We start from the raw sequence: 23,075 nt of genomic DNA, 5'->3' as shown, positions 1-23,075 counted from the left end.
TCTATCTCACAAAATTACACACCGCACTCTTTTGTACTTTCCAACATCCTGTTTCAGTGCTTAGCAGGCTCTTTCAAGATGTCAGCAAGAATGGAAAAAAAGTGCGGCGGTACCGAAAAAAAACGCCGTTTGAGATTCTAGGCTTATTAGAGACATCAACGGCCCAGCTTCCAGTGGCTTCATAAAATATGTACCAAAGGAAGCTGTATTTGAGTATGCCCAAAATACATTGATTTTACTCAAAGACCGTAAAAAAAGTGTTCCTGATGCCTTTGGCATCAGGAACACTTCTCTAAAGTTGATGGCTATGACATAAAAACCCCCTTCTTTTTAAGGAGGACGTGAGCGTCTAGCCGTGCATAGGAGCGGTCAGAGCCTTTTCCTGCCACATGCGATGTTTTAAAACAAAGGGAGCAGGCCAGTAGCGGTCATGTTTTATTCTGCATAGCAGCGACTTATATAGGTGCTTCTATTCCTCACTCACTTCTACTAAATACACACCCTTTTCAAATCCGCCGCGCTCCGCTTCTTTTTCCTTGCGAATACGCTCAATCTCTTCTAACGTTACACCTTCTGCCTTTGCCAATGCTTTAATTACTTCTAATGCATCCGCCAAAGAATCTAATGCGTGCTCGCGTTCTTGCATAGATGCAAATTCACGCATTTCTTCTACGCCAATTTTCGATAGTTCTTCTATGTACTCTTGTTTACTTAATTTTTTCGATGTATATGTTTTACCAGACATTAAAATTATTTCTGGTACACGGTCGCGGACAACTTTATTATAGACTGACATGAGGACACCTCCGTTTTCTTCTATTTAAAAACACCCTAACTCTGCAGAATATAAAAACCAATGTTTTTTTACACAAGCTGACGACATATAAATGCTAGATGACATGTGACGTATTTCTGGAAAGCGATAATCTTCATATTCTTTCTCTGGCACACCGTAAAAAGCACGGAGGTGATCTGGTACAACGCCATCATATGGATCTTCCATTCTCTCAATCTCACTTTGCATAGCTGCCTTTGGGTTTCCAGATAGAAACATCGCAGTTCGAATTGCTGCAGTTGGTGTGCGGTGTAACATCACGTATATGAGTAACCACGCTCCGATTATGATCATGCTTATTATTTTTTGTTTGCGACTCATTTACTTCTCCTTCTGTAATTCAAGAAAAAAAGTGCTAACACCATTATACTAAAAAATGTGTTAACACTTTCTATTTTTGTAAAAATTTTATCCCGCTTTAACGGGCCGTAAGATCCCCATCAGCGGGGAATGCCCCTACTGATAGAAGTTTCACTTTATTCCCCTTTAAACATTGGAGGGCGTTTCTCTAAAAACGCAGTAATTCCTTCTCTGTGGTCCGCTGTTTTTCTCATTGCATATTGACCGCGTTTTTCAAGCTGAAGCGCTTGTTCTAACGAAGAACGATTTAATTCAGCCAAAATTTGCTTCGTTTGAATCATAGAAGCAATTGGCCTTTGCAGCCATTCGCTAATTTTTTGTTTCACTACATCTTGGAAATTCTCACCGACTACTTCATCAATCATGCCAATTTCAAGCGCTTCGCTTGCCGATAATTTCTTTCCTTCCCAAATGATCTCTTTTGCCATATGCTCTCCAAGACGTTTTTGTAGGAAGAAATGGCCGCCGCCATCTGGAATTAAAGCAATTCCAATAAAATTCATTGCAATAATAGATGAAATATCAGCCATTACGCAATCAGCTGTTAAGGCAATGCTAAGACCAAGCCCTGCTGTTGGGCCATGAATTGCACTAATCACAAGCTTTGGCATTGTATATAGCGTTACAATAATTTCCGAAATAGTATTCATAATGCCATCAAACGCACTTGCATCTCCGCTTGCTAACATCGATTTAATATCGCCGCCCGCCGAAAAGCCGCGGCCATTTCCGCATAGTACAACGACATGAACAGAACTTTCAGCTACTTCTTTTAACTTTTGTAATAATTCTTTTAACGTTTGCTCATCTAATGCATTTAAAACTTCCGGACGATTTAACATAATTGTCGCAACTCGTCCTTCATATTTTACAACTACTGATTCCGCTTTGCTAGAAACTGTCATAAACTCTCTCTCCTTCTATAATCTGTTATCTTTATATAATTATAGAAAGGGCTTTCAAAAACCTTCTTTTTTCTTAATTTCCTGTCGAATTTACACTATTTTTTTACATATATTTACCATATTACTAAATTAGTGTATTGTAAAAAAGCAGCATACACTTATTTTTCCGATTATGAAAGGGGACAAAATGATACAAAAGAAACAGAGTTTCACGTATTTCTTTCTATTATTCATCGCACTGCAACCTGTCTTAGATTTGTTAGCATCATTGTCAATTCAGATGCTACACATGGATGCAACGTTAAGTATTGTCGTACGTTTTAGCGTGATGCTTCTTGCGATGATCTATCTATTTATTTATCAGAAAAATAAAAGGTCTCTCGTATATATTTGCCTACTAGGTGTTATCATGGCAGCTGGACTTCTTAATAATCTCATTGTAAAACAGCCAATTTCACTTGGAGAAGAAGTTAAGTTTATGGCCAAATGTATGTATCCAATTGTTATGTTGTTCGGATATATTCTTGTATTTAAAACTTTGCAGAATAAGCAAAATTCGTACGATACATTATTACGGTATTTCTTATATGCTAGTTTATTCATGAGTATTGTCATGGTCATTTCCATTGCAACTGGAACAGACTATCAAAGTTATACAATTGAGAAAATCGGCTCGAAAGGATGGTTTTATGCCGCAAACGAAATTGGTGCCATTTTAGCCATTACCTTCCCAGTCATTGTACTGTATTCGATTCATAAGACAACTTCTTTTACGCAAGCATACTACTGGATCCCAGCGCTACTAGCACTATATTCTAGTATTATGATTGGAACAAAGGTTGGATACATATCTAGTATTGTAACATTAGGAGTGGCACTATTCTTTTCATTTATTGAATATATGATGAAGCGAAAGGAAGAAGGAAAAGGCCGCCCGCAGCTCATTAATACAATACTAGCCTTAATCGTATTAGGAGGAACTGCAATTGCAACGCCGTTTACTCCCATCGCCAAAAACATGGACATTCACTTACAATTCTATACTAAACAGCAGCAAGCGCAACAGCAAAAGCAAGAGCAACAACAAGAGCAACAGCAAGAACAACAACAAGAACAACAGCAAGAACAACAGCAAGAACAACAACAAGAACAACAGCAAGAACAACAACAAGAACAACAGCAAGAACAACAACAAGAACAACAACAAGAACAACAACCTAGTAAACAACAACGAGCTTTAACAACTGGGGAAGTAAACAGTTTGATTTATAGTGATCGTGACATATTTCTAAACATGCATCAAAAGTATTTTCAAGAAGCACCGCTATCACAAAAATTGTTAGGCATGGGCTATGCCGGCAACTATGAAAAAACACCGAAAGTGGTAGAAAGAGACTTCCATGACCTATTCTTCTGGTTTGGTATTATTGGATTTATCATGTATCTACTGCCATTTGTTTACTTCGGTGTTCGGCTTACTTTTCGTATTCTTCCAAACTTCAAGTCTATTATAACTGTAAAATATATGTTGCTTGGCACAGCAATCGTGCTTGCAATTGGCACCGCAACTGTAGCTGGACATGTATTTACCGCACCGGCTGTCAGCATTTTCTTTGTTGCCTTGCTCGCTTATCTGATTGTGGACTTACAAGCAGAGTGATATAATGAACCATCACATTATTAATTACAATTACGGAGGATTTATGATAACTTTTGAAGAGAAATTAACGATTATTGAATCATTTCCAGAGCTAGAAAGAAAAAACGTCTCTCTAGGACGTATTAATTTTCATTATGAAGAAAGCCGCCTAGACAAAAAGAACGTTGTGTACCATTTACACCCGAACGGAAATGGCTTCGTATACGCGGGGCATTTGAAAGGCTACAAAACGAATGATAAAGGAATGGTGAACATCCGTGATTTTTCAGCGGAAGAACTTCGCTCCTTACTTGAAAAATCAATTGTTGGCCTTTCACAAGAACCAGTAGAAGAAGTTGTAATTGCGGAGAACTTTCAAGAAGAAGAGTGGGTAAATGAGGACAAACATATCTTAACCCTTATTAAAGAAGATGAAGATATGTGGAACGTTTATGCTGGGATACAGTTAGATGGTACATTTAACTCTTACAAAGAAGCAGCACAATACCTTGATGAAGAAGGATTCAAACGTAAATAAGAAAGTCGGAACCGCAAATACATCAGCGGTTTTTGCAATATAATACATCCAAATTGAAAAACCTCCTTTTTTCGGGGAGGACGAGAGCATCTGGCCACGCATAGAAAGCGGACAAGGCCCTTTCCTACCACATGCCAGGTTTAAAACAACAGGAGCAGGCCAGTAGCGGGCATGCTGTATTCTGCATAGCAGCAATCTATGTGTTAAAAAATCAAAGTGGATTTATATATATCGGCGATTCGACTCGCAAGTAAAGGAGGTGACCAAAGTCACCTCCTTCTTTTTCTTTTATCCTAACAGTGCAAGAAGCTCACTCAGTTCTACCTCAGTCAAATCACGCCACTGCCCTGTTTCGATTCCATCTATTGTTATGTTCATAATCCGAATGCGCTCTAACCTCGTAACGGTATAACCAAACGCGCGGCACATCCGGCGAATTTGCCGGTTCATCCCTTGCGTCAAAATAATGCGGAATACAAGGTCGCTGATCCGGTATATATCACATGGATTCGTTTTTCCATCGCGGATCGTTACACCTCTGGCCATTCCTTTTAAGAACGCATCGTCAAATGGCTTGTCCACTGTGACAATGTATTCTTTCTCATGACCATGTTCGGAGCGCATCATTTTATTTACGATATCACCGTCATTTGTCATTAAAATTAATCCTTGTGACGCTTTATCTAAGCGGCCAATTGGAAAAATGCGTTCCGGATAATTCACAAAATCAATAATATTCCCTTCAATATGCTTCGCCGCTGTACAAGTAATCCCCACCGGTTTATTTAATGCAATATAAATAGGATGCGTCTTCTTAGGAATTGGCTTCCCATCAACAAGTACAATGTCATCAGGATCTACATCTTGGCCTTGCTCACAAATTTCGCCATTCACCGTAATTCGCTTTTCGGCAATGAGACGATTCGTTTCTCTTCTTGAATAATAACCTGTTTCGCTGATGAATTTATTAATCCTCATATGAAGTCCTTTCTCAGTTGAATTCACTTTTCCTATTCTATCATGAATGGATCTTATAATTCAGATTCAAAATATACACATTGGACTTAGCAAGTGAAATTGCAAATATATTTACGTATTAGCTACTGACTTCCGCATACGAAATCAGTTTAAATTTATCAAGCTAACAACTCTAAATATCCCAATATCTTTTTATTATTTTTCCTGCAATACCCAATAATAAACCCAAAAGGCAAACCAAAAGAACCAAAAGAGTGGAAGTACATTGAGCCATCTGACTACCTTATATTGACCTCTTTGATAAAATATTCTTGCCAGTATTGCTGTTACTAAAAATGTTAAGACAAAACAAGGATAGGAATAGAAAATGCACTGCCTGAAAATATCATTTTCTGAACCTGGTGCATCAAAAATCATCCCCGTCAAAATACCTGGAATGAATCCGAATACAGCTAACAAGACATAAAGTAGCTGCATAGCATTCATTCTATCTTTCACCTTTTTCTCCATCATCCTACTTCCTCTTCTTGCATATCACGTCAATATTCAACAGACATCTTAATCAGATTTTCTGTTTTATCAATCGACACATGCACATTGATAAAAAATATATTGAAAAATAAAAATATTAAATTTCCAATTATTATAACAAAATTACAAAAAAAACACAGCTACAAAACTGCAACTGTGCTTCTACGCTATCCTAAGATTCCTTCGCTTCCTTCAAAGATTCACGGAGTACAAATTTCTGTAATTTTCCGCTCGCATTACGCGGCAGTTCTTCGGCAAATATATAATGACGAGGACGTTTATAATCAGCTAACTCATCACTTTCCTTACAGTAACGCTCTAATTCTTCTTCTGTTAATGACTCATCTTTCTTCACAACTACCGCAACGACGCGCTCGCCCCATAGTTCATCCGGTTCTCCAAGTACAGCCACATCTAAAACGCCATCATGGCTATGCAAGAAGTCTTCAATTTCACGCGGGTAAACATTCACACCGCCGCTAATGACCATATCGTCAACGCGATCTGCCACGTATAAATAACCGTCTTTATCGAAATAGCCAAGATCACCGGAATGATACCAACCTTTATACATAACTTTTTTCGTTGCTTCTTCGCGGTTATGGTATCCAGCCATCATACTTGGCCCACGGACAATAATTTCTCCAACTTCGTAAGGCGGAAGGATATCGTCTGGTTCGGATGGCTCATCTTCATTTGACTTCACGATGCGCACTTCATGACTAAAGCAAGGTATACCCGCTGATCCTGCTTTTGTAATTTGATCTTCTTCTACAAGAAAGGCAACAACAGGTCCAAACTCTGTCATTCCGTAAATTTGGACAAGATCGATATACAGACGTTCTTTACATTCTTTCACAAGCGCCGGTGCCATTGCTGCTCCGCCGTAAATGCCAATCTTCATCGAAGTTAAATCGTATTCTGTTAAATCTTCTTGCAGCAGCATGTTCCACATTGTTGGTGCTGCAAAGAACGTTGTAATTTTTTCTTTTTGAATTGTTTCTAACACTGTTTTCGTATCAAAATGATGCAAAATCACATTTTTTCCGCCAGCTTGAATACGCGGTAAAATACCAGCATTCAATTCACCGCAATGGTATAGCGGTGCGACAACTAACCCAACGCTATCACGTTTATATTTTAAATAATATGTACAAATCATACTATGCTCAGCCATGTCTCGGTGGCGGTGCAGTACTCCTTTTGGATTCCCAGTCGTACCGCTCGTATACAGCATCGAGCAATAATCCATTTCATCTACTTCAATATCGATTGGCTCTGCCTTTGCTTCATTTACTTTTTCATGATAAGAAGTGGCATAGGCCGGTGTGTCCTCTTCAATGTACCAAAATGAAGTATGCGGAAAATCGCGTTCAATTAACGCAATTGTTGATTCAACTTCTTTTTCAAACACAACAACTTTCGAGGAAGCATCTTGCAATATGTAAGAAACTTCTTTCGCTTTTAAACGGAAATTAATCGGGTTAAAGATTGCGCCAATCTTCGCACAAGCGAGGTAAACAGTTACAAATTCATGTGAATTATATAAGTAAACAGAAACGCGGTCTCCTTTTCGTACGCCTTCTGCAAGAAGTGCATTTGCCGTTTTATTTACTTCCATATCCCACTGTTTATATGTCCAGCGAATGTTTTTTGCAGAGTCTACTAACGCTTCTTTCTGTGGATATTTTTGCACAGCTAAATCAAAAATTCTGCCAACAGTCATGTACATATCGCGTATTCCCCCTTTTAATTTTCATAATTTTATGAATTCGTTCACAAATAGACATTTCCTGCTCATTTTTACTTCCTTTTTCTGATCATTATCGACAGCGTTTTACAATATTGTTATGATGGCTTTTGTATCAAGATTAAAAATCTGTAGTCTCTGAATCTAATACAAAGAGATATGCCGGATACATTATGGAGGTAATTCAAATTTTCGCTCCTCTATAAAATCAGTTTTTGAAAGGGAAAAAAATATGACAGATCATTCAAATGAACCAAGCAAAAAAATTCAAGAATTAGAAGAGAAAAATCAAAAGTTAATGGAAACAATTGATATGCTAGAAAGGGAATTAGATAAAACACAAACAAAATTATCACAGATTCAACATACAGTAGAAAAAATTGTTCAAATTGCTTTTCCTAATGATTTTAAACTGGATTTAGATTATATTTCTTTAATACAATGCTTGAATGGTGACGAATCCCATCAAATAAAATTGCTCCCTTATCACATTGAAAAACACTATCGTAAAACGGGAGAAGCTCCAACTCTAGAAGAATATCATAATCAGTTGCTTGAACTTTTAAAAATTGAAGGAAGCGATAAGATAAATTATCCTATCGAGCTTTCAATAAACATGTTAAATGATTTAAAAAATCCTATATATATGAATAGATTTACCTTTCTTAATAAAACTCTAGAAGATTAAAAAAATCTCAACAAAGTATATATAAATACAAGTTGACTTTTTAACATCTGAGTCGCTGCTATGCAGAACAAAACATGGCCGCTACTTGCTTTCTACCTTTGTTTTAAACTTTGCACGTGGCAGGAAAAGGGACTGACCGCCTCTATGCATGGTCAGTTGCTCTCGCCCACCGAAAAAGAAAAGGGGTTTATGTCAGGTTTTAAATTTGGATTTATATATGAGATACACACTTATTTTCATCATATAAAGTATTAACATACTGTTTTAAGTTCTTGATGAATAATAGAATCTCTTGACCAGACATTCTAGCATGTTGAAGATGAAATATGTTTCCTTTTCCGATTTCTAACTCGTTTGAAATCAATGTAATAGGGATATTCCTAAAGGTATGCCAAGGAAAATACAAGTGTACAAAAGTTTCTCTAAAATATATACCCGATTGACAAATTAATACGCCATCCGATCCTTTACTCAAATTACCAAGGACAGACGTATCTAAAAAAGCAATGATTTCTTCTTCTTTCGAAATAATGTATCGTTCTAAAATTTTCTTTAATTTTTTATCTGAAATATGAGTGCCTACAAACAAGCCATTATCAGTTTCTAATAATTCATCATACTTCTCAAACAAAGTGCAAATTGATTTGATCTCATCAATTTTTATAACTGGATGTATATCATTTTGCTTTGAATTATGGAATGAATTTGTAAGAGATTTAAGTAATTCTTTAAATAACTGCGGTGGATAATCACTGCCGTTAATATTAAAACTTTTTTGTGCATCAAAAGATAAAAAACCATCGTTATCAATTTCGATTTGTTGCACTTCATTTAATGTATCCCATTTCATATTCCCTTTACCTAATAACCAATTTTTCCAGTATAAACCCGAACTTGTAAAGTAAACACCATATTTTCCTGAGCCAAACAAATTGCAACTTAAAAAAGCAATAATTCGATCATCCTTTGGTATAGAGAAACGTTTTTTCGCAATTGATAAGAAATCTTCAGGTATTCTGCTAACATAAAATCTAGACTGTTGATATTCTAAACAAATATCAGTTAAACGATTAATATCTATATTTAACATAATAATTCCCCGTTTCTTATATATTTTTAATATAGTAAATTATAACACCATAAGGTAAATATTTACAATTTAATTCCACTTGAGATGAAAGGTACTCTGTTGGATTCTATATAAATCCAACTTGATTTTCCAACACACAAGTCGCCGCCATACTAAACAAAAATAACCTGCTACTTTCGTTCTCTCTTTGTTTGAACTTCGCACGTGGCAGAAAAAGGCACTGACCGCCTCTATGCATGGTCAGTTGCTCTCGCCCACCGAAAAAGAAAAGGGGTTTATGTCATTTTTTCAATTTGTATTTATAATCAATTAGTATTAAATTGAAAAACTGCACCTCCAATTGTCAGACACTGTCTAACAATTAAGGTGCAGTTCATATTGGTATCCTCTTATCCGAATAACTCTTGCAAAATTTCAAGCTTATCTTCTGTATACTTTATATAACCATCATTATATGATTTTGGATCTTTCGGGTTTGCAAAGTGCGTAATCGCCCCTGTCTTTGGATGAACAAATTTACTTGATGCACCACAGCCAAGACCGATAATAGACTGCACTTCTTCCATAATGACAATGTTGTAAATGCTCTCTTGACTTGGCATTGCATAGCCAACATTCTCTAAGTTACCTAAAATATTCTTTTGGCGGTATAAATAATATGGTACGTAATTATGTTCTTTCGTCCACTCTTCTGCTTCGTGCATCATCGCTGTAATCTCTTCGCGGCCTGCTACTTTATATTTACGCTTATTTTGCGTCATTTCAGAAGCACGCTTAAAGGACAATGTATGCACCGTTAACGATTCTGGCATAAGTTTTTCTGTTTCTTCTAGCGTGTGCTTAAAGATATCTAATCCTTCACCTGGAAGACCGATAATTAAGTCCATATTAATATTGTTCATACCCATTTCGCGAGCAAGATGATACTTTTCAATCGTTTCTTCTACTGTATGGTGACGTCCAATTGCTTTTAATGTTTCTTGATGGTACGACTGCGGATTAATACTAATGCGGTCGATATTCCATTTGTTTAACACATCTAGCTTCTCTGGTGTAATTGTATCTGGACGCCCTGCTTCTACCGTTACTTCACGAACTTGCTTTACATCTGGGAACGACTCATACATTTCTTCATACAGCATGTCCATTTCTTCAGCTGTAATACTTGTTGGCGTACCGCCGCCGTAGTAAATCGTCGTTACTTTCACGCCTTTTTCTTTTAAAAACTTACCAATTTCACGAACTTCATAATGTAAACCGCCTAAGAATGAATCAACAGATCCTTGGCGTCCATTAATCGCATACGCTGGGAATGTACAATATGCACATTTCGTTGGACAAAACGGAATCCCAATATAAATACTTACTTCTTCTTTTAAACGATATAAATCTGGAACAACAGCTAATTGGCAATCAACAATACGCTGCATCAGCTCAATTTTTTCCTCATGAATTAAATAGCTTTCACGCAGTTCATGATGTGCTGCTTCTTTCGTCATACCGCTTTGCAGCATTTTATGAAGAAGCTTCGTTGGGCGCACACCCGTTAAGATACCCCACTTTTGCTCCACACCTGTTAACTGCTGAAGAACAGATAAATATACATAAGAAACAACATGTTTCACTTGCTTCATACGTTCCTTTTCTTCTGTAAAGGACGATAAATCTTTAGAAAACGTCTCTTCATACACGTTTCCTGTCAGGATTTCTGTTAAACGAGCAGAAGCCGTTACATTTCCTTCTATATTTATATCAACAATAATATTTGCATCTTCTTGTTCAAATGCTACCGTACTTTCTTCAAAAAATAAGCCGCTAATATTTTGCAGCGGACGTAAAAATCGATCATCTTGTAACGTTTTAATTGAAATTAACAACAATCATCACCTTTTCTATTTTCAAACTTCCTTTAGTTTACTTGAAGGGTGATAGGAGGTCAACAAGGAACTCCTGGGATGGAAAAACCCCTCTTTTTTTAAATAGGCGAGAGGATCTGGAAGCGGTCAGGGCCTTTTTCTGCCACGTGCAGCGTTATAAAACAAAAGGGCAAAACGGGTGCATATCTCTTTTTGTTTGCATAACAGTGAATTATACGTTCTTCTCGAACACATTTATGTCAAATGGTCTTTATCTTCTTATAAAGCGCCGATATAATACAAAGAAATCTCAGGCACCCGCCTGAGATTTCCGATTACCATCTCTTCATTTGGAGATGATTGTTTAAAAACTTAATTGGAAACTGCTTTCGAAAATGTTCTTTGATCATATATTGTAAGCCGTTTTCATCATTGGAGCGCGTTATCCAATCGGCTGCTTTTTTCAATTCAATTGGGGCATTGCCCATGGCTACTCCTAATCCAACGCTTTCAATAACCTCTAAATCTTCGATACCATCGCCAATCGCTACCATTTCTTTTAGTTCAATATTAAGATGCTCACCTAATAATTGCAGTCCGCGTAATTTTGATACATGAGGCGGTACGATTTCGATTTGTGTTTTCCCGCACTCAATACACTGCACATTTTCAAATGATTTTTGTAAAGTCGTAAGCGCACGTTGCTTTTCACTTTGATTTGCAAATGTCACATCAATTTTCGGGGCAGCTACTGGTTGATCACGCAGGGCATCGCCAAGCGAATCTACAAATTGGACCGGATAAAAGAGCGGATCCGAAGTGGACAAAACTGTTCGGGCAATTAAATTTGGCGTATGCTGATGGCGATTGCCAATGGAAAACTTTTCATGAGAAATACGAACGTTACATTCAAAATGTTCGAGTACCTGCACAATATTAAATGTTGTTTCTTCTGATAATCGTTTTTGAATTAACGGTTTATCTAATGAAGATGAAATAAATGCTCCGCCATGCGTCACCAATAAGGAATTCAATTTTAATGATTTTGCTACTTTGTGAGCAGATTGAAAGTTTCGGTTCGTAAAGAGCGTAACGTATACACCTTTTCTCTTTACAAACTCAATCGCTTCACGCGTTCCTTTTTGTAACTTTCCATTTGAAAGTAGTAATGTTCCATCTATATTAAGAGCTAACAACCGATAAATCATGATGCAGTACCCCCTTTTCTTAGCTGCACTGTTCTATCATTAATTTATGAAACAACAATGTTAATTAGAACGAATTGGCATTTGTGCGGTGAATTTGCTTTAATAAGATACAAAGCTGCGAAAGGAGTTTTCTAAATGAAATGGCCACTTTCTTTGTATGAAGGCGATACACTAGACGTTGCGAAGCGATTACTTGGACATAAACTCGTTCATGTCGTGGATGGAGTAAAACGAAGCGGAATCATTGTCGAAGTAGAAGCATATAAAGGACCTGATGATAAAGCGGCACATAGCTATGGCGGCCGCCGCACAGAACGAACAAAAATTATGTACGAATCTCCCGGCCATGCTTACGTATATCTTATTTATGGTATGTACCATTGTTTTAATGTCATTACAGCACCGAAAGGCATCCCGCAAGGTGTATTAATTCGAGCTTTAGAGCCAGTAAACGGCATTGAAGAGATGAAACAAGCAAGATACGGAAAAACAACAATTACAAAATCACAGTTCAAAAACTTAACAAATGGACCTGGAAAACTCTGCAAAGCAATGGGAATTACGTTAGAGCAAAAAGGGCTGCTTCTTACGGGGGATGAACTATATATGGAACAAGTGTCTCCAGAATATCACCTGTCTCATACATATAACATCACCGCAGGCCCGCGCATTAATATTGACTACGCTGAAGAAGCGGTGCACTATCCATGGCGCTTTTACTTTCAAGGGCATCCGTTTGTTTCGAAATAAAATGAAAAGCACTTCCTCGCTAACGAGAAAGTGCCTCTTCCCTATGATTACATATGTGCGTTATATAAGTCTTCAAGCGGCTTCATCGTAATTTTGTTTACATCGCCGATTAAAACATTTAAACGTTGCTCTGCTTGCATTAAGTTTGTAATTTTTTCGTTTTGTTGTACTAATGCTACAACTTCTTGTGCTTTTTGGTTATCTTCTTCTGTTAATTGCTCGCCTTGCATCATTTTTTGTTGAAGTTCCATTTGCATCATACGGAAACGATCAAATAGTTGTTTCGCATCTGCATCTGCTTGTACTTCTGCATAGCTCACTTTTAATGATTGAAAATCAGGATGTTCTGCAATTGCTTTTTGTAATTCATACGCTACATCATGCATATTTTTTGCCATTCTATATATCCTCCTTGCAATGCGATACATTGTCACATTGTTTATATGTTTTCGTTCCTTACATACTCTTCCTACGATATCAGACTATGTATCATATGTGAAGTAATTTCATTTTATGACATAACAATTATTGGTATAAGACGCATTTCTTTGAATATTACTCAAGTAGATACATGTTTAGTTCCCTATAGAAGGAGGTTGTCTTATGGTTCTCGGACTATTAACATCACATTTCCATCATGAGCAAGAATACTACACAGAAATTGCAAAACGCGCATGCTTCCATCATATTACCGTTGCACAGTTTACTCCCTTTAGTATCAATCCTCAAACAGAGCTTGTGAACGGACTTGTTTTTGATGCCAATCAGCAAGATTGGGTAGAAGAGCAATTTGTCATTCCGTCTCACATATACAACCGATGCACATACAAAACTGAAAAAAATGTGAAGAAGGCGCTCCCGATTATTAAATGGCTGCAAAACCGCCCACAATCGGTATTTTTAAACGCCGAACTTCCAAATGAAGTCGATATGTATGAAATTCTTGCAAAAAATAAAAAACTAGCAGCATATATCCCCACAATAAAACACGCAACTGAAAAGACAACTCTGCAATTATTACAAACAAAAAAAGATGTGATTTTAAAGCCATGTCATCCATTTTCAAAACAAAGCATACACCACATTTCTTATCAAAACCGTATGTTCCATGTTACTTCATTAGAACAAAATCAATTTCTAACAAAAACATACAAAACAAAAGAACCATTTTTCTCTTGGTTACAATCACCGCTGCAAACATGTAAGTATAACGTACAATCTATGGTGCGAACATCCCCTGTGCAGATTCGTTCTTTCTTACAAAAAAACAAAAGCGGTATATGGGAAGAACAAGCAAAGCTAATCCAAATAGACGCCACACCATATTCTTTCTTATTTCCTCTTACACAGCAAATACGTTTTATTCCGTTTACGAGGTGGCAACATCAACTATCTAAAATTGACTTTACCCTATTGCAGGATAGTTTACACATTATTACAAAAGAGGTGCCTGAAGCCTTAGAAAATGCCGTTTCTCATCTATTTGAATTAGAACTTTCCATTGTAATGGACAATAAAGGTGCCGTTTGGCTCTATCTAATAAATCCGAATCCTACTTACACTGCCTTTACTAAACATAATGTGGATTTAACTGAAAACATATGTACCGCACCGCTTCATTATTACCGTCATCTAAACAGGAACAAAAACAGTAAACTGGAAATGTAAATACACGAAAAACCCGTCTCAACTTTTTGCTGAGACGGGTTTTTAAATGAGCTGTACAGTGACTTCGGTTTGCTTTTCACAAAGCGGGCAATATAAAAGGTGAAGGCAATACTGCTCTGAGTCATGTGCAGATAGTCCATCCACTTTCTCTAGCAGTTCTTGGTCCTGATATGCGCTATATGGTCCTAGATAATCGACTGTTTTCCCGTAATCTTTAAGTATGCTCGTACATGTAGGACAAGTATATTCCTTATACTCTAATGCATTACAAAGCGGACAAATCGCCATTTTGATTCCTCCAAAAAAGGGACGGTATTCCCGTCCCCTATAGCCATTTTCATTTATTTTTGGAAACCGCCTAAATGTTGCTCTGCATAAGATACAAGACGTTTTGTGATTTCACCGCCAACAGATCCGTTTGCACGTGATGTTGCATCTGGTCCAAGTTGTACGCCAAACTCAGTTGCGATTTCATACTTCATTTGATCTAAAGCGCTTTGTGCACCAGGAACTGCAAGACTATTGTTTCTAGCCATGTTATATCACCTCCTTGTATTGGTGTATTCATAGTATGTAAAAGCATCTTTTTTCTATGCAAACAGAACATGTGTAATTTTTGGTATCATTTAAATTTACAAATTTTACAAAACAATAACTCGCATATCTTTCTACCTATCATCCATACTATGAGTACAATCACTCCACACGATGGATTAGTGCCAAACGGGGCAATCCTGGTTCAACTCCAGCTAATCCAACCAAAACTCACACTAAGGAGGACATATACTATGACAAACCGTAATTCCAACCAATTAGTAGTACCTGGTGCGGAGAGTGCTTTAGACCAAATGAAATACGAGATTGCAACTGAATTTGGAGTAACATTAGGTGCAGATACAACAGCTCGTGCAAATGGTTCAGTAGGTGGAGAAATTACAAAACGCTTAGTAGCAATGGCTGAACAAAGCCTTGGCGGATTTCACAAATAAATATATATGGCAAAAAGGTCTCAAGCATTGCTTGGGACCTTTCTATATAAATATAAATTAAAAACAAAAACCGCTTTTTTAGAATGGGCGAGAGGAACTGGCCATGCATAGAAGCGGTCAAGGACCTTTTCCTGCCACGTGCCATGTTTTAAACAAAAGGAGCAAGCAAGTAGCGCTCACTTTTTGTTTACATAACAGTAACTTAGATCTATATATTACTGTAGCATTTGTAAAAATTTCTTTGTACGCTCTTCTTTTGGATGTACTAAAACTTCTTCCGGTGTTCCTTGTTCAACGATGACACCGCCATCCATAAAAATAACACGGTTTGCAATTTGATGTGCAAAGCGCATCTCATGGGTAACGATTACCATCGTCATCCCTTCCTGGGCAAGTTCTCGCATTACCTTTAGCACTTCTTGTACAAGTTCAGGGTCAAGCGCTGATGTCGGTTCATCAAACAAAATAACTTGCGGCTCCATTGCCAGCGCGCGCGCAATTCCTACGCGCTGCTGCTGTCCACCTGAAAGCTGAAATGGATATAAATCCATCTTATCACCGAGTCCCACTTTTCTTAAAAAATACTCTGCTTTTTCTTTTGCCTTCTCTTTTGAAACTTTCTTCACCGTAATAAGGCCTTCCATTACATTTTCACGCGCTGTAAAATGCGGGAATAAGTTGTGATGCTGAAACACCATACCGGTTTGCGTGCGCAACTGCACAATATCACGCTTCGTCACTTTTTTTGAAAAATCAAGTGTTTCCTCACCGATACGAATGACGCCGCTATTCGGCGTTTCTAGTACGTTTAAACAACGAAGCAATGTTGTCTTCCCCGAACCAGAAGGCCCAATAATAACAACAACTTCACCTTTATCTACTTCCATATCAATTTGCTTTAAAACGATGTTATCACCGAAACTTTTTTGTAAATGTTGAATTGAAATCATAGAAACAAAAACTCCTTTTAACAAGGATTATTTTAAAACATAACGCTCTGCTCGTTTTTCAAGCATTTGCTGTACAATTGATAACAAGAAACAAATGGCCCAATAAATAAGTCCTGCTTCTGTATAAACAATTAAAAATTCATAGTTTGTCGCTGCAATTTCCTGCGCCTTCCGAAACATTTCCGTTACTAAAATTAATGATGCCAGCGATGTATCTTTAATCAAACTAATAAATGTATTGGATAGAGGCGGAATCGAAACGCGCGTTGCCTGTGGCAAAATAACGCGGCGCAGCGCTTGCGGGTATGACATACCGATTGTATATGCAGCCTCCCATTGCCCTTTCGGAATCGATAAAATCGAAGCGCGAATAATTTCTGAAGCGTATGCCCCGACGTTTAAAGAAAAACCAATAACCGCTGCTGGGAAGGAATTAATTGTAATCCCTATTGTCGGCAATCCGTAAAAAATAATAAATAACTGAACAAGAAGCGGTGTCCCGCGAATAATAGATACATAGATGCGTGCAATCCATTCTAACACGCGATTTCCAGAAATGCGGCATAGCGCCGTTAACGTTGCTAAGGCTAAACCAATTACAAATGAAATCAATGTGAGCGGTATCGTATCAGAAATAGCACCCTTCAGCATAGGCATGAAGGATGCTTTTGTTATGTCAACCCAAACAGATAATCGATCTAAATCCAATATAGCATTACTTAGATACATCTTCACCAAACCATTTCTTCGATATTTTTTCGTATGTGCCGTCCTTTTTCATGTCATCTAATGCTTTATTTACTTCAGCAACCAATTTGTCGCTGCCTTTACGGAACATGAAACCACTTTTTGATGCTTCTTTTTCTGTATCAACGATTTTTACTTTTGCATCTGGTTTTGTTTTTAAGTAATTTAACACAGATAAACGATCATTAATTGTGAAATCAACGCGGCCAGAGTTTAATAATTCAACCGCTTGATTAAATCCTTCTACCCCAACGATTTCTGCACCGTTTTTCTTCGCAATGTCACTGAAGTTACTTGTTAAAGACTGCCCTGCTTTTAAACCTTTCACATCTGTAAATGTCGCTGGTTTATCTTTATCTTTCGGAATCACAAGTACTGCTGAAGATGATACGTATGGATTAGAGAAATCATATTTCTTTTGGCGATCTTCGCGGATTCCGACTTCGTTCGCAATCATATCAAAACGCTTTGCATCAAGCCCAGCGAATAAGCTGTCCCATTGTGTTTCTTTAAATACTGCTTTCGCGCCAAGACGCTTTGCCACTTCTTCTGCAATTTCAACATCAAAACCAGTTAACTTTCCACTTCCATCATGGAATGTGAACGGCGGGTATGTACCTTCTGTTCCAACAACAAGCTCTCCGCTTTTCTTAATTTGCTCAAGCGCGTCTTTGCTCGTGCTCTCTGCTGTATTATCTTTTGCTTGTTTTCCGCAACCTGCTACAACTCCAACAACTAATAGTGCAAGTACGAAAAATGAAAGTAATTTTTTCATGATAGTAATCCTCCAAGTATTCTGATAGGAATTTAAGAATAACATTAACTTATTCTATTCAATCTTTCAACATTTTTCAATCAAAATGTTTTCACTTAGTGTATCCTTTTTATGCAAAATCAAACACGTGAACATTGGCGCATAAAAAAAGAACTTGCCGCCCTGGCAAGTTTTTCAAGAATCTAACACACAATATCCAATCATTCCGCATAATAACAAAAAGAATGCAATGTTAAAGGTAACTGATAATCCCTCCATTGATATTCCCTCTTTCGTTCAACGTATCATAACAAAGGGAGAATGCGTCCTACTTGTAAACATTGCCTTAAAATTATCTGAGGATTACACAAACACTACGCGCTTTGACTATTTGCAATTTGCGTTTTATACATTTCATAGTAACGACCTTGTTTTTCCATCAACTCTTCATGCGAACCTTTTTCAAGAATCGTTCCGCGGTCTAGTACGATAATTTGGTCAGCGCTTTTAATTGTTGATAAACGGTGGGCAATAATAAATGTCGTTCGCCCTTTTTTCACGACTTCGAGCGCCTGTTGAATCATTGCCTCTGTTTCCGTATCGATGCTAGATGTTGCTTCATCCAAAATTAAAATGGCTGGATCAAAGGCAAGTGCCCGGGCGAAAGAAATGAGCTGCCTTTCACCTGTTGAAAGCGTACTTCCTTTTTCCGTTATTTCTTCCTCAATGTTACCCGCAAAACGCTCTGCTCCAACATCACGGAGCGCCTTCACAATCGCTTCCTTCGAAATCCGTTCTTGCTCTAGGCTTACATTAGAAGCAACTGTTCCTGTAAATAGAAATGGATCTTGCAGAACAATTCCCATATGTTCGCGAAGCGCTTGTTTTGGAATTTCTTTTATATCGTATCCATCAATTGTGATGCCGCCTTTTTGAAATTCATAAAACTGAAAGAGTACATTCATAATCGAACTTTTTCCTGATCCAGTATGACCGACTAAAGCAATTGTTTCACCTTTCTTTGCTTCAAAGGAAATGTTCTGCAGCACTTCATCTTTCCCATTATAAGAAAACGAAACGTTATCAAAGCGAACATTTCCTCTTATTGACGGAATGTGCTCTTCCTGTACCGCTTCTCCCTTTTCATCTAACAATTCAAACACACGCTCAGCAGCAACGCGCGCTTGTTCTAAGTTCGCTAACTGATTCACCATATTGGTAATTGGCGAAAATAATCGCGTTAAATAATCAACGAATGCATATAACACACCTAACGAAATCATTCCTGCAGCGCTTAATGATGCGCCGCCAAAGTACCAAATCACACCTGTAAATGCGATGTTGCGGAGCACGCCAACTAAGTTATGAGACGTTGCTGCATTTAAACTTAAAATTTTATTTTGGTACATATAATACTCTTCGTTTAATTGCTCAAATTCTTGCTTTGTCTCACGTTCTTGACGAAACGCTTGAATGATCGGCATCCCTTGAATGGATTCATTCACCTTTCCATTAATGTCCGACAAGCGTGAGCGCATTTTATGATTGTATACAGATGCATATTTTCGGTAAAAAATCGCCCACACACATAAAATTGGAATAAGGATTAAACACATAAACGCCAGTTTTACATCCAATAAAAACAAGGCAATAAAAATACCGATAATATATATAAAGCTAGAAAAGAATGTGGATAATACCGTTACATAAAACTCGCGAATCGCCTCCGTATCATTTGTCACACGAGAAACAATTTTCCCAGCTGGCAAATGATCAAAGTAGCGAATCGGTAAAGTTTGAATGTGAGAAAATACGTCTTCTCGCATAATTTGAATAATTTTATTCGCTGCTTTTTGTAAATAAAATTGTTTTCCATACGCAAAGAGGGATACAACTAGTAAAAGAGCTAAATATCCACCGCCGAGTAACAATAATCGTTTTATTTCTGGTTGATAAAACGAGAAAACTTCCTTCCCTGTCAGCTTAGTTCCTTTATATACTTGCGCCGCTTCCCCTTGTTGAATCGTCACCATATCTCCTTTTACAGAGCGCGTTCCTTCAAATGAAAGTTTATTCGGAATAAAATAATAGTCGCGGCCAATTTGAACAATGCGCACTTCTTTTCCTTTCTTCTCACCTTCTTCAAACCGATCGCTTCGCTTATACCAAGCCTCGTGATAAAAAACGGCATCATCTCCTTTTACTGTTTCATACCAAGGTCTTTCAATGCCAACAATATGTTCATCAATCATCGTTTTTGCAACAAACGGTCCAGCTAATTCCGCAATAACGAAAATAAATAACATCGCTAAAGCAATTCCAATCGTTGCTTTTACTTTCAGCGCATATTGAAATAATCGTTTTCCAACACTCATATTTTCACCTCGCCTTCTATTTCTTCCCCTTGTTGTCTTTCAAACTGTTCTGTATACCAACCGCCCTTTTGAATGAGCATATTATGTGTTCCTTCTTCAATGATTTCCCCATTATCCATCACGAGAATCCAATCTGCATGCTGCGTTGCCGATAAACGATGCGTCGTAATAATCGTCGTTTTTCCGCTGCGTTCTTTCCGGATATTTTCAATAATTGCCGCTTCCGTTCTTGCATCAACCGCTGATAACGAATCGTCTAAAATTAAAATTTCTGGATTTTGAATGACGGCCCGTGCAATGGAAATACGCTGTTTTTGCCCACCAGATAGCGATACGCCTTTTTCTCCAACAAGCGTTTCTAATCCATCTGGCAAAAATTCCAGGTCTTTTGTAAAAGCAGCAATTTCAATTGCCTTTTGCAGCTCTGCTTCACTTGCTTCTCGGTTCCCAAATAAAATATTTTCCCGCGCTGTTTTAGAAAACAGGATGTGTTCTTGCGGGACATATCCAACCCAGCTTAATACTTGATCGATGTGAATATTTTGCATCGGTATACCTGACATTGTAATTTCCCCTGTCCCTAGTGGATACTGGCGCAGAATTTGCCGAACGAGCGTTGTTTTCCCGCTCCCTGTTCTCCCAACAATCCCAAGCGTTTCTCCTCTGTTAAGCGAAAACGAAACGTTTTTTAAATTGAACGTAGAAGATGTCGGATAGGAAAACGTTACATCTTCAAAATCAATACAGTCTGGCTGATGTACGCGTACTGGTTTCTTTACGTTTTGTACATCTTGCTTATACGCTAACGTTTCATTTACACGATCAAGCGAAGCATTCCCGCGCTGCATGACATTAATCAGCTCACCAATCGCAAACATCGGCCAAATCATCATACCAAGGTACACATTAAACGATACAAGCTCCCCAAGAGTTACCTCATTTTGGAATACTAAAAATGCTCCGTACACAAGGCCAATTAAATAACTCATCCCCACAAGCATTTTCACTGTCGGCTGAAAAAGTGAATCAATCTTTGCGACCTTCATATTCTTTTCATACACATCTGTCGCTAACGTATTGAAGCGTTTCTCATCTTCCCTTTCCTGTACATAAGCACGAATCACACGTACACCGGCAATCGACTCCAATACCTTATCGTTCATATCTCCAAAGGCATCTTGCGCAACTGTAAAGCGATCGTGCAATTTATTTCCATAAGTACTCACTGCATACGCCATAATCGGCAATGGTAATAGTGCGGCAAGTGTTAACTTCCAACTAATTGAAATACCCATCATAAGTACAATTGTCAGCATATATAAACTCGAATCAACGAGCGTTAAAATACCAAATCCAGCTGTCATGGCAATTGCTTTCAAATCGTTTGTTGCCCTTGCCATTAAGTCACCTGTGCGATTTTTCTGGTAGAAAGTTGGCGTCATTTTCAGCAAATGTCCCATAAATTTGGAACGCATCGTTTTTTCAAGCACAAATGCACCGCCAAATAACTGATATTGCCACACATAAGAAAGTACATAACCTGCTGCTGCTGCCCCGAGTAACATCCCTACATACTCCATAATCCCTGTGTTTGTTAAATCTCCGGCTTTTATATCATCAATTGCTAATCCAATTAACTTGGGCGGGATTACCTCAATGACATTGACAAAAAGTAAACAAACAATGGCAATGCTATACCTTTTCCAATGCGTTTTAAAAAACCATGTTAATTTTTGTAATACAGAAAACAATGTAACCTCTCCCTTCTCGTTGTTTTGTAAACGTCGACTCGTTATCCGCTATCTAGCGTCTCCGTTTTTACCATACGCACCTCATACTTTTCCATCGTCATTCCTACCTTTCTAAAATGAATTATTGAAACTATACAAATGTATAGGAACAATCTAAAAAAAGGGACAAAAAAAGGCATACCGTCGCTTTGACGATATGCGAAAAACGCATAAAAGCGTACGTTACGGTACACGCAACGTACGCTTTCTTTTCATGCTAACAAGAAGCGTTATTTGTCCGTAGAGGTTGCGTGATGATATTTATTGTGTAAAACACCTAAGCCAGTCATATATACGATTACAATCATCACGCACACCTCCTTCTTCTTTTATTTTCCATTTTTAATTGTATAACTTTAAAGACTTTTCTGTCAATTGTTTTTTATATAAATACTACTTGAAAAACCACTTTTTTTTTAGATGGGCGAGAGCTCCTGGCCATAATTGGAGCGGTCAGGGCCTTTTTCTGCCACGTGCAAAGCTTTAAAACAAAGAGAGGTAGCGAGGTGTAGGTCCATTTTTAGCTTCATGACAACAATCTATATGCTGAAAAATGAAAATAACCTTCTATACGTATTTTCTCTGGAATCATATTCCTTACCAAACTTCGAAATGAAATGTATGACTAAGCGTTACCTCACAGTAACTTAAATGGTAATGATCATATAACGTTT

The 23,075-nt window shown here is 37.7% G+C and carries 23 protein-coding genes and 1 pseudogene; 7 read left to right on the top strand and 17 right to left on the bottom strand.

The genetic code is table 11. From position 1 onward, the window contains the following. Positions 1 to 185, top strand: a pseudogene (locus H280_RS26445) (IS4 family transposase); the annotation flags it as partial. Positions 186 to 469: 284 nt separating this feature from the next. Here H280_RS26445 and H280_RS0110385 read toward each other — a convergent pair. The 3 genes from H280_RS0110385 to H280_RS0110375 all read right to left on the bottom strand — a co-directional run bounded on the left by H280_RS0110385 (position 470) and on the right by H280_RS0110375 (position 2,100). Beyond that, positions 470 to 796 (bottom strand): nucleoside triphosphate pyrophosphohydrolase, encoded by a 327-nt coding sequence (locus H280_RS0110385; RefSeq protein WP_020061057.1) that lies wholly within the window; start codon positions 794 to 796, stop codon positions 470 to 472. A gap of 24 nt (positions 797 to 820) precedes the next feature. Next, positions 821 to 1,156, bottom strand: coding sequence for a hypothetical protein (locus tag H280_RS0110380; RefSeq protein WP_020061056.1), 336 nt, complete (start codon positions 1,154 to 1,156; stop codon positions 821 to 823). 155 nt (positions 1,157 to 1,311) lie between these two features. After that, a complete protein-coding gene (locus H280_RS0110375) occupies positions 1,312 to 2,100 on the bottom strand; it encodes an enoyl-CoA hydratase (protein WP_020061055.1) in 789 nt (262 codons plus the stop codon). A gap of 187 nt (positions 2,101 to 2,287) precedes the next feature. Between H280_RS0110375 and H280_RS0110370 the strand changes: the two genes are divergently transcribed. After that, positions 2,288 to 3,760, top strand: a complete 1,473-nt coding sequence (locus H280_RS0110370) for an O-antigen ligase family protein (protein WP_020061054.1) — start codon at positions 2,288 to 2,290, stop codon at positions 3,758 to 3,760. Between the two features lie 43 nt (positions 3,761 to 3,803). Beyond that, positions 3,804 to 4,277: a hypothetical protein gene (locus H280_RS0110365; RefSeq protein ID WP_020061053.1), complete on the top strand. Its 474-nt coding sequence runs from the start codon at positions 3,804 to 3,806 to the stop codon at positions 4,275 to 4,277. Positions 4,278 to 4,565: 288 nt separating this feature from the next. Here the strand turns inward: H280_RS0110365 and H280_RS0110360 are convergent, their stop codons facing one another. The 3 genes from H280_RS0110360 to H280_RS0110350 form a co-directional block, all read right to left on the bottom strand. After that, a complete protein-coding gene (locus H280_RS0110360; protein WP_020061052.1) occupies positions 4,566 to 5,255 on the bottom strand; it encodes a pseudouridine synthase in 690 nt (229 codons plus the stop codon). Between the two features lie 195 nt (positions 5,256 to 5,450). Then, entirely contained in the window at positions 5,451 to 5,768 is a 318-nt protein-coding gene (locus H280_RS0110355) for a hypothetical protein (protein WP_020061051.1), read from the bottom strand. A 190-nt stretch (positions 5,769 to 5,958) separates the two neighbouring features. After that, complete coding sequence (locus H280_RS0110350; protein WP_020061050.1) at positions 5,959 to 7,518, bottom strand: fatty acid--CoA ligase; 1,560 nt, start codon at positions 7,516 to 7,518, stop codon at positions 5,959 to 5,961. Between the two features lie 250 nt (positions 7,519 to 7,768). Between H280_RS0110350 and H280_RS0110345 the strand changes: the two genes are divergently transcribed. Continuing rightward, complete coding sequence (locus tag H280_RS0110345) at positions 7,769 to 8,224, top strand: hypothetical protein (protein WP_020061049.1); 456 nt, start codon at positions 7,769 to 7,771, stop codon at positions 8,222 to 8,224. Positions 8,225 to 8,435: 211 nt separating this feature from the next. Here H280_RS0110345 and H280_RS0110340 read toward each other — a convergent pair whose 3' ends face one another. The 3 genes from H280_RS0110340 to H280_RS0110330 all read right to left on the bottom strand — a co-directional run bounded on the left by H280_RS0110340 (position 8,436) and on the right by H280_RS0110330 (position 12,378). Then, on the bottom strand, positions 8,436 to 9,314 hold the full coding sequence (locus tag H280_RS0110340) for a hypothetical protein (protein ID WP_020061048.1): 879 nt from the start codon (positions 9,312 to 9,314) through the stop codon (positions 8,436 to 8,438). Between the two features lie 389 nt (positions 9,315 to 9,703). Further along, positions 9,704 to 11,194, bottom strand: coding sequence for a coproporphyrinogen III oxidase (locus H280_RS0110335; RefSeq protein WP_028411187.1), 1,491 nt, complete (start codon positions 11,192 to 11,194; stop codon positions 9,704 to 9,706). 311 nt (positions 11,195 to 11,505) lie between these two features. Continuing rightward, entirely contained in the window at positions 11,506 to 12,378 is an 873-nt protein-coding gene (locus H280_RS0110330; protein ID WP_020061046.1) for a Cof-type HAD-IIB family hydrolase, read from the bottom strand. 135 nt (positions 12,379 to 12,513) lie between these two features. Here H280_RS0110330 and H280_RS0110325 point away from each other — a divergent pair, with 135 nt between their 5' ends. Continuing rightward, complete coding sequence (locus H280_RS0110325; protein ID WP_020061045.1) at positions 12,514 to 13,128, top strand: DNA-3-methyladenine glycosylase; 615 nt, start codon at positions 12,514 to 12,516, stop codon at positions 13,126 to 13,128. Between the two features lie 47 nt (positions 13,129 to 13,175). Here the strand turns inward: H280_RS0110325 and H280_RS0110320 are convergent, their stop codons facing one another. Further along, positions 13,176 to 13,526 carry a YlbF family regulator gene (locus H280_RS0110320; protein ID WP_020061044.1) on the bottom strand — a complete coding sequence of 117 codons (351 nt, stop codon included), beginning with the start codon at positions 13,524 to 13,526 and terminating at the stop codon, positions 13,176 to 13,178. 205 nt (positions 13,527 to 13,731) lie between these two features. On the opposite strand from H280_RS0110320, the gene H280_RS23450 reads away from it, so the two are divergent. Then, complete coding sequence (locus tag H280_RS23450) at positions 13,732 to 14,796, top strand: YheC/YheD family protein (RefSeq protein ID WP_020061043.1); 1,065 nt, start codon at positions 13,732 to 13,734, stop codon at positions 14,794 to 14,796. A 42-nt stretch (positions 14,797 to 14,838) separates the two neighbouring features. On the opposite strand, the gene H280_RS0110310 is transcribed toward H280_RS23450, so the two are convergent. After that, positions 14,839 to 15,084: a hypothetical protein gene (locus H280_RS0110310; protein WP_020061042.1), complete on the bottom strand. Its 246-nt coding sequence runs from the start codon at positions 15,082 to 15,084 to the stop codon at positions 14,839 to 14,841. Between the two features lie 53 nt (positions 15,085 to 15,137). Beyond that, the gene (locus H280_RS0110305) at positions 15,138 to 15,332 is read right to left on the bottom strand and encodes an alpha/beta-type small acid-soluble spore protein (protein WP_020061041.1); all 195 of its coding nucleotides are present in this window, start codon (positions 15,330 to 15,332) and stop codon (positions 15,138 to 15,140) included. 252 nt (positions 15,333 to 15,584) lie between these two features. Here H280_RS0110305 and H280_RS0110300 point away from each other — a divergent pair, with 252 nt between their 5' ends. Next, positions 15,585 to 15,785, top strand: a complete 201-nt coding sequence (locus tag H280_RS0110300) for an alpha/beta-type small acid-soluble spore protein (protein ID WP_020061040.1) — start codon at positions 15,585 to 15,587, stop codon at positions 15,783 to 15,785. Positions 15,786 to 16,000: 215 nt separating this feature from the next. On the opposite strand, the gene H280_RS0110295 is transcribed toward H280_RS0110300, so the two are convergent. From H280_RS0110295 to H280_RS0110270, 5 genes are all read right to left on the bottom strand, one after another. Next, entirely contained in the window at positions 16,001 to 16,735 is a 735-nt protein-coding gene (locus tag H280_RS0110295) for an amino acid ABC transporter ATP-binding protein (protein ID WP_020061039.1), read from the bottom strand. A 27-nt stretch (positions 16,736 to 16,762) separates the two neighbouring features. Continuing rightward, positions 16,763 to 17,464 carry an amino acid ABC transporter permease gene (locus H280_RS0110290; protein WP_020061038.1) on the bottom strand — a complete coding sequence of 234 codons (702 nt, stop codon included), beginning with the start codon at positions 17,462 to 17,464 and terminating at the stop codon, positions 16,763 to 16,765. After that, positions 17,451 to 18,257 carry an amino acid ABC transporter substrate-binding protein gene (locus H280_RS0110285; RefSeq protein WP_020061037.1) on the bottom strand — a complete coding sequence of 269 codons (807 nt, stop codon included), beginning with the start codon at positions 18,255 to 18,257 and terminating at the stop codon, positions 17,451 to 17,453. Before H280_RS0110285 ends, H280_RS0110290 begins: the two co-directional genes overlap by 14 nt. Before the next feature lie 353 nt (positions 18,258 to 18,610). After that, positions 18,611 to 20,611 carry an ABC transporter ATP-binding protein gene (locus tag H280_RS0110275; RefSeq protein ID WP_020061036.1) on the bottom strand — a complete coding sequence of 667 codons (2,001 nt, stop codon included), beginning with the start codon at positions 20,609 to 20,611 and terminating at the stop codon, positions 18,611 to 18,613. Then, a complete protein-coding gene (locus H280_RS0110270; protein WP_020061035.1) occupies positions 20,608 to 22,362 on the bottom strand; it encodes an ABC transporter ATP-binding protein in 1,755 nt (584 codons plus the stop codon). The genes H280_RS0110275 and H280_RS0110270 overlap by 4 nt, the downstream gene beginning before the upstream one ends. Between the last annotated feature and the right edge of the window lie 713 nt (positions 22,363 to 23,075).

It is taken from the genome of Bacillus sp. 123MFChir2 (assembly GCF_000383235.1).
Taxonomy (GTDB): Bacteria; Bacillota; Bacilli; order Bacillales; family Bacillaceae_G; genus Bacillus_A.
This window is presented reverse-complemented; position numbering and strand designations above follow the sequence as displayed.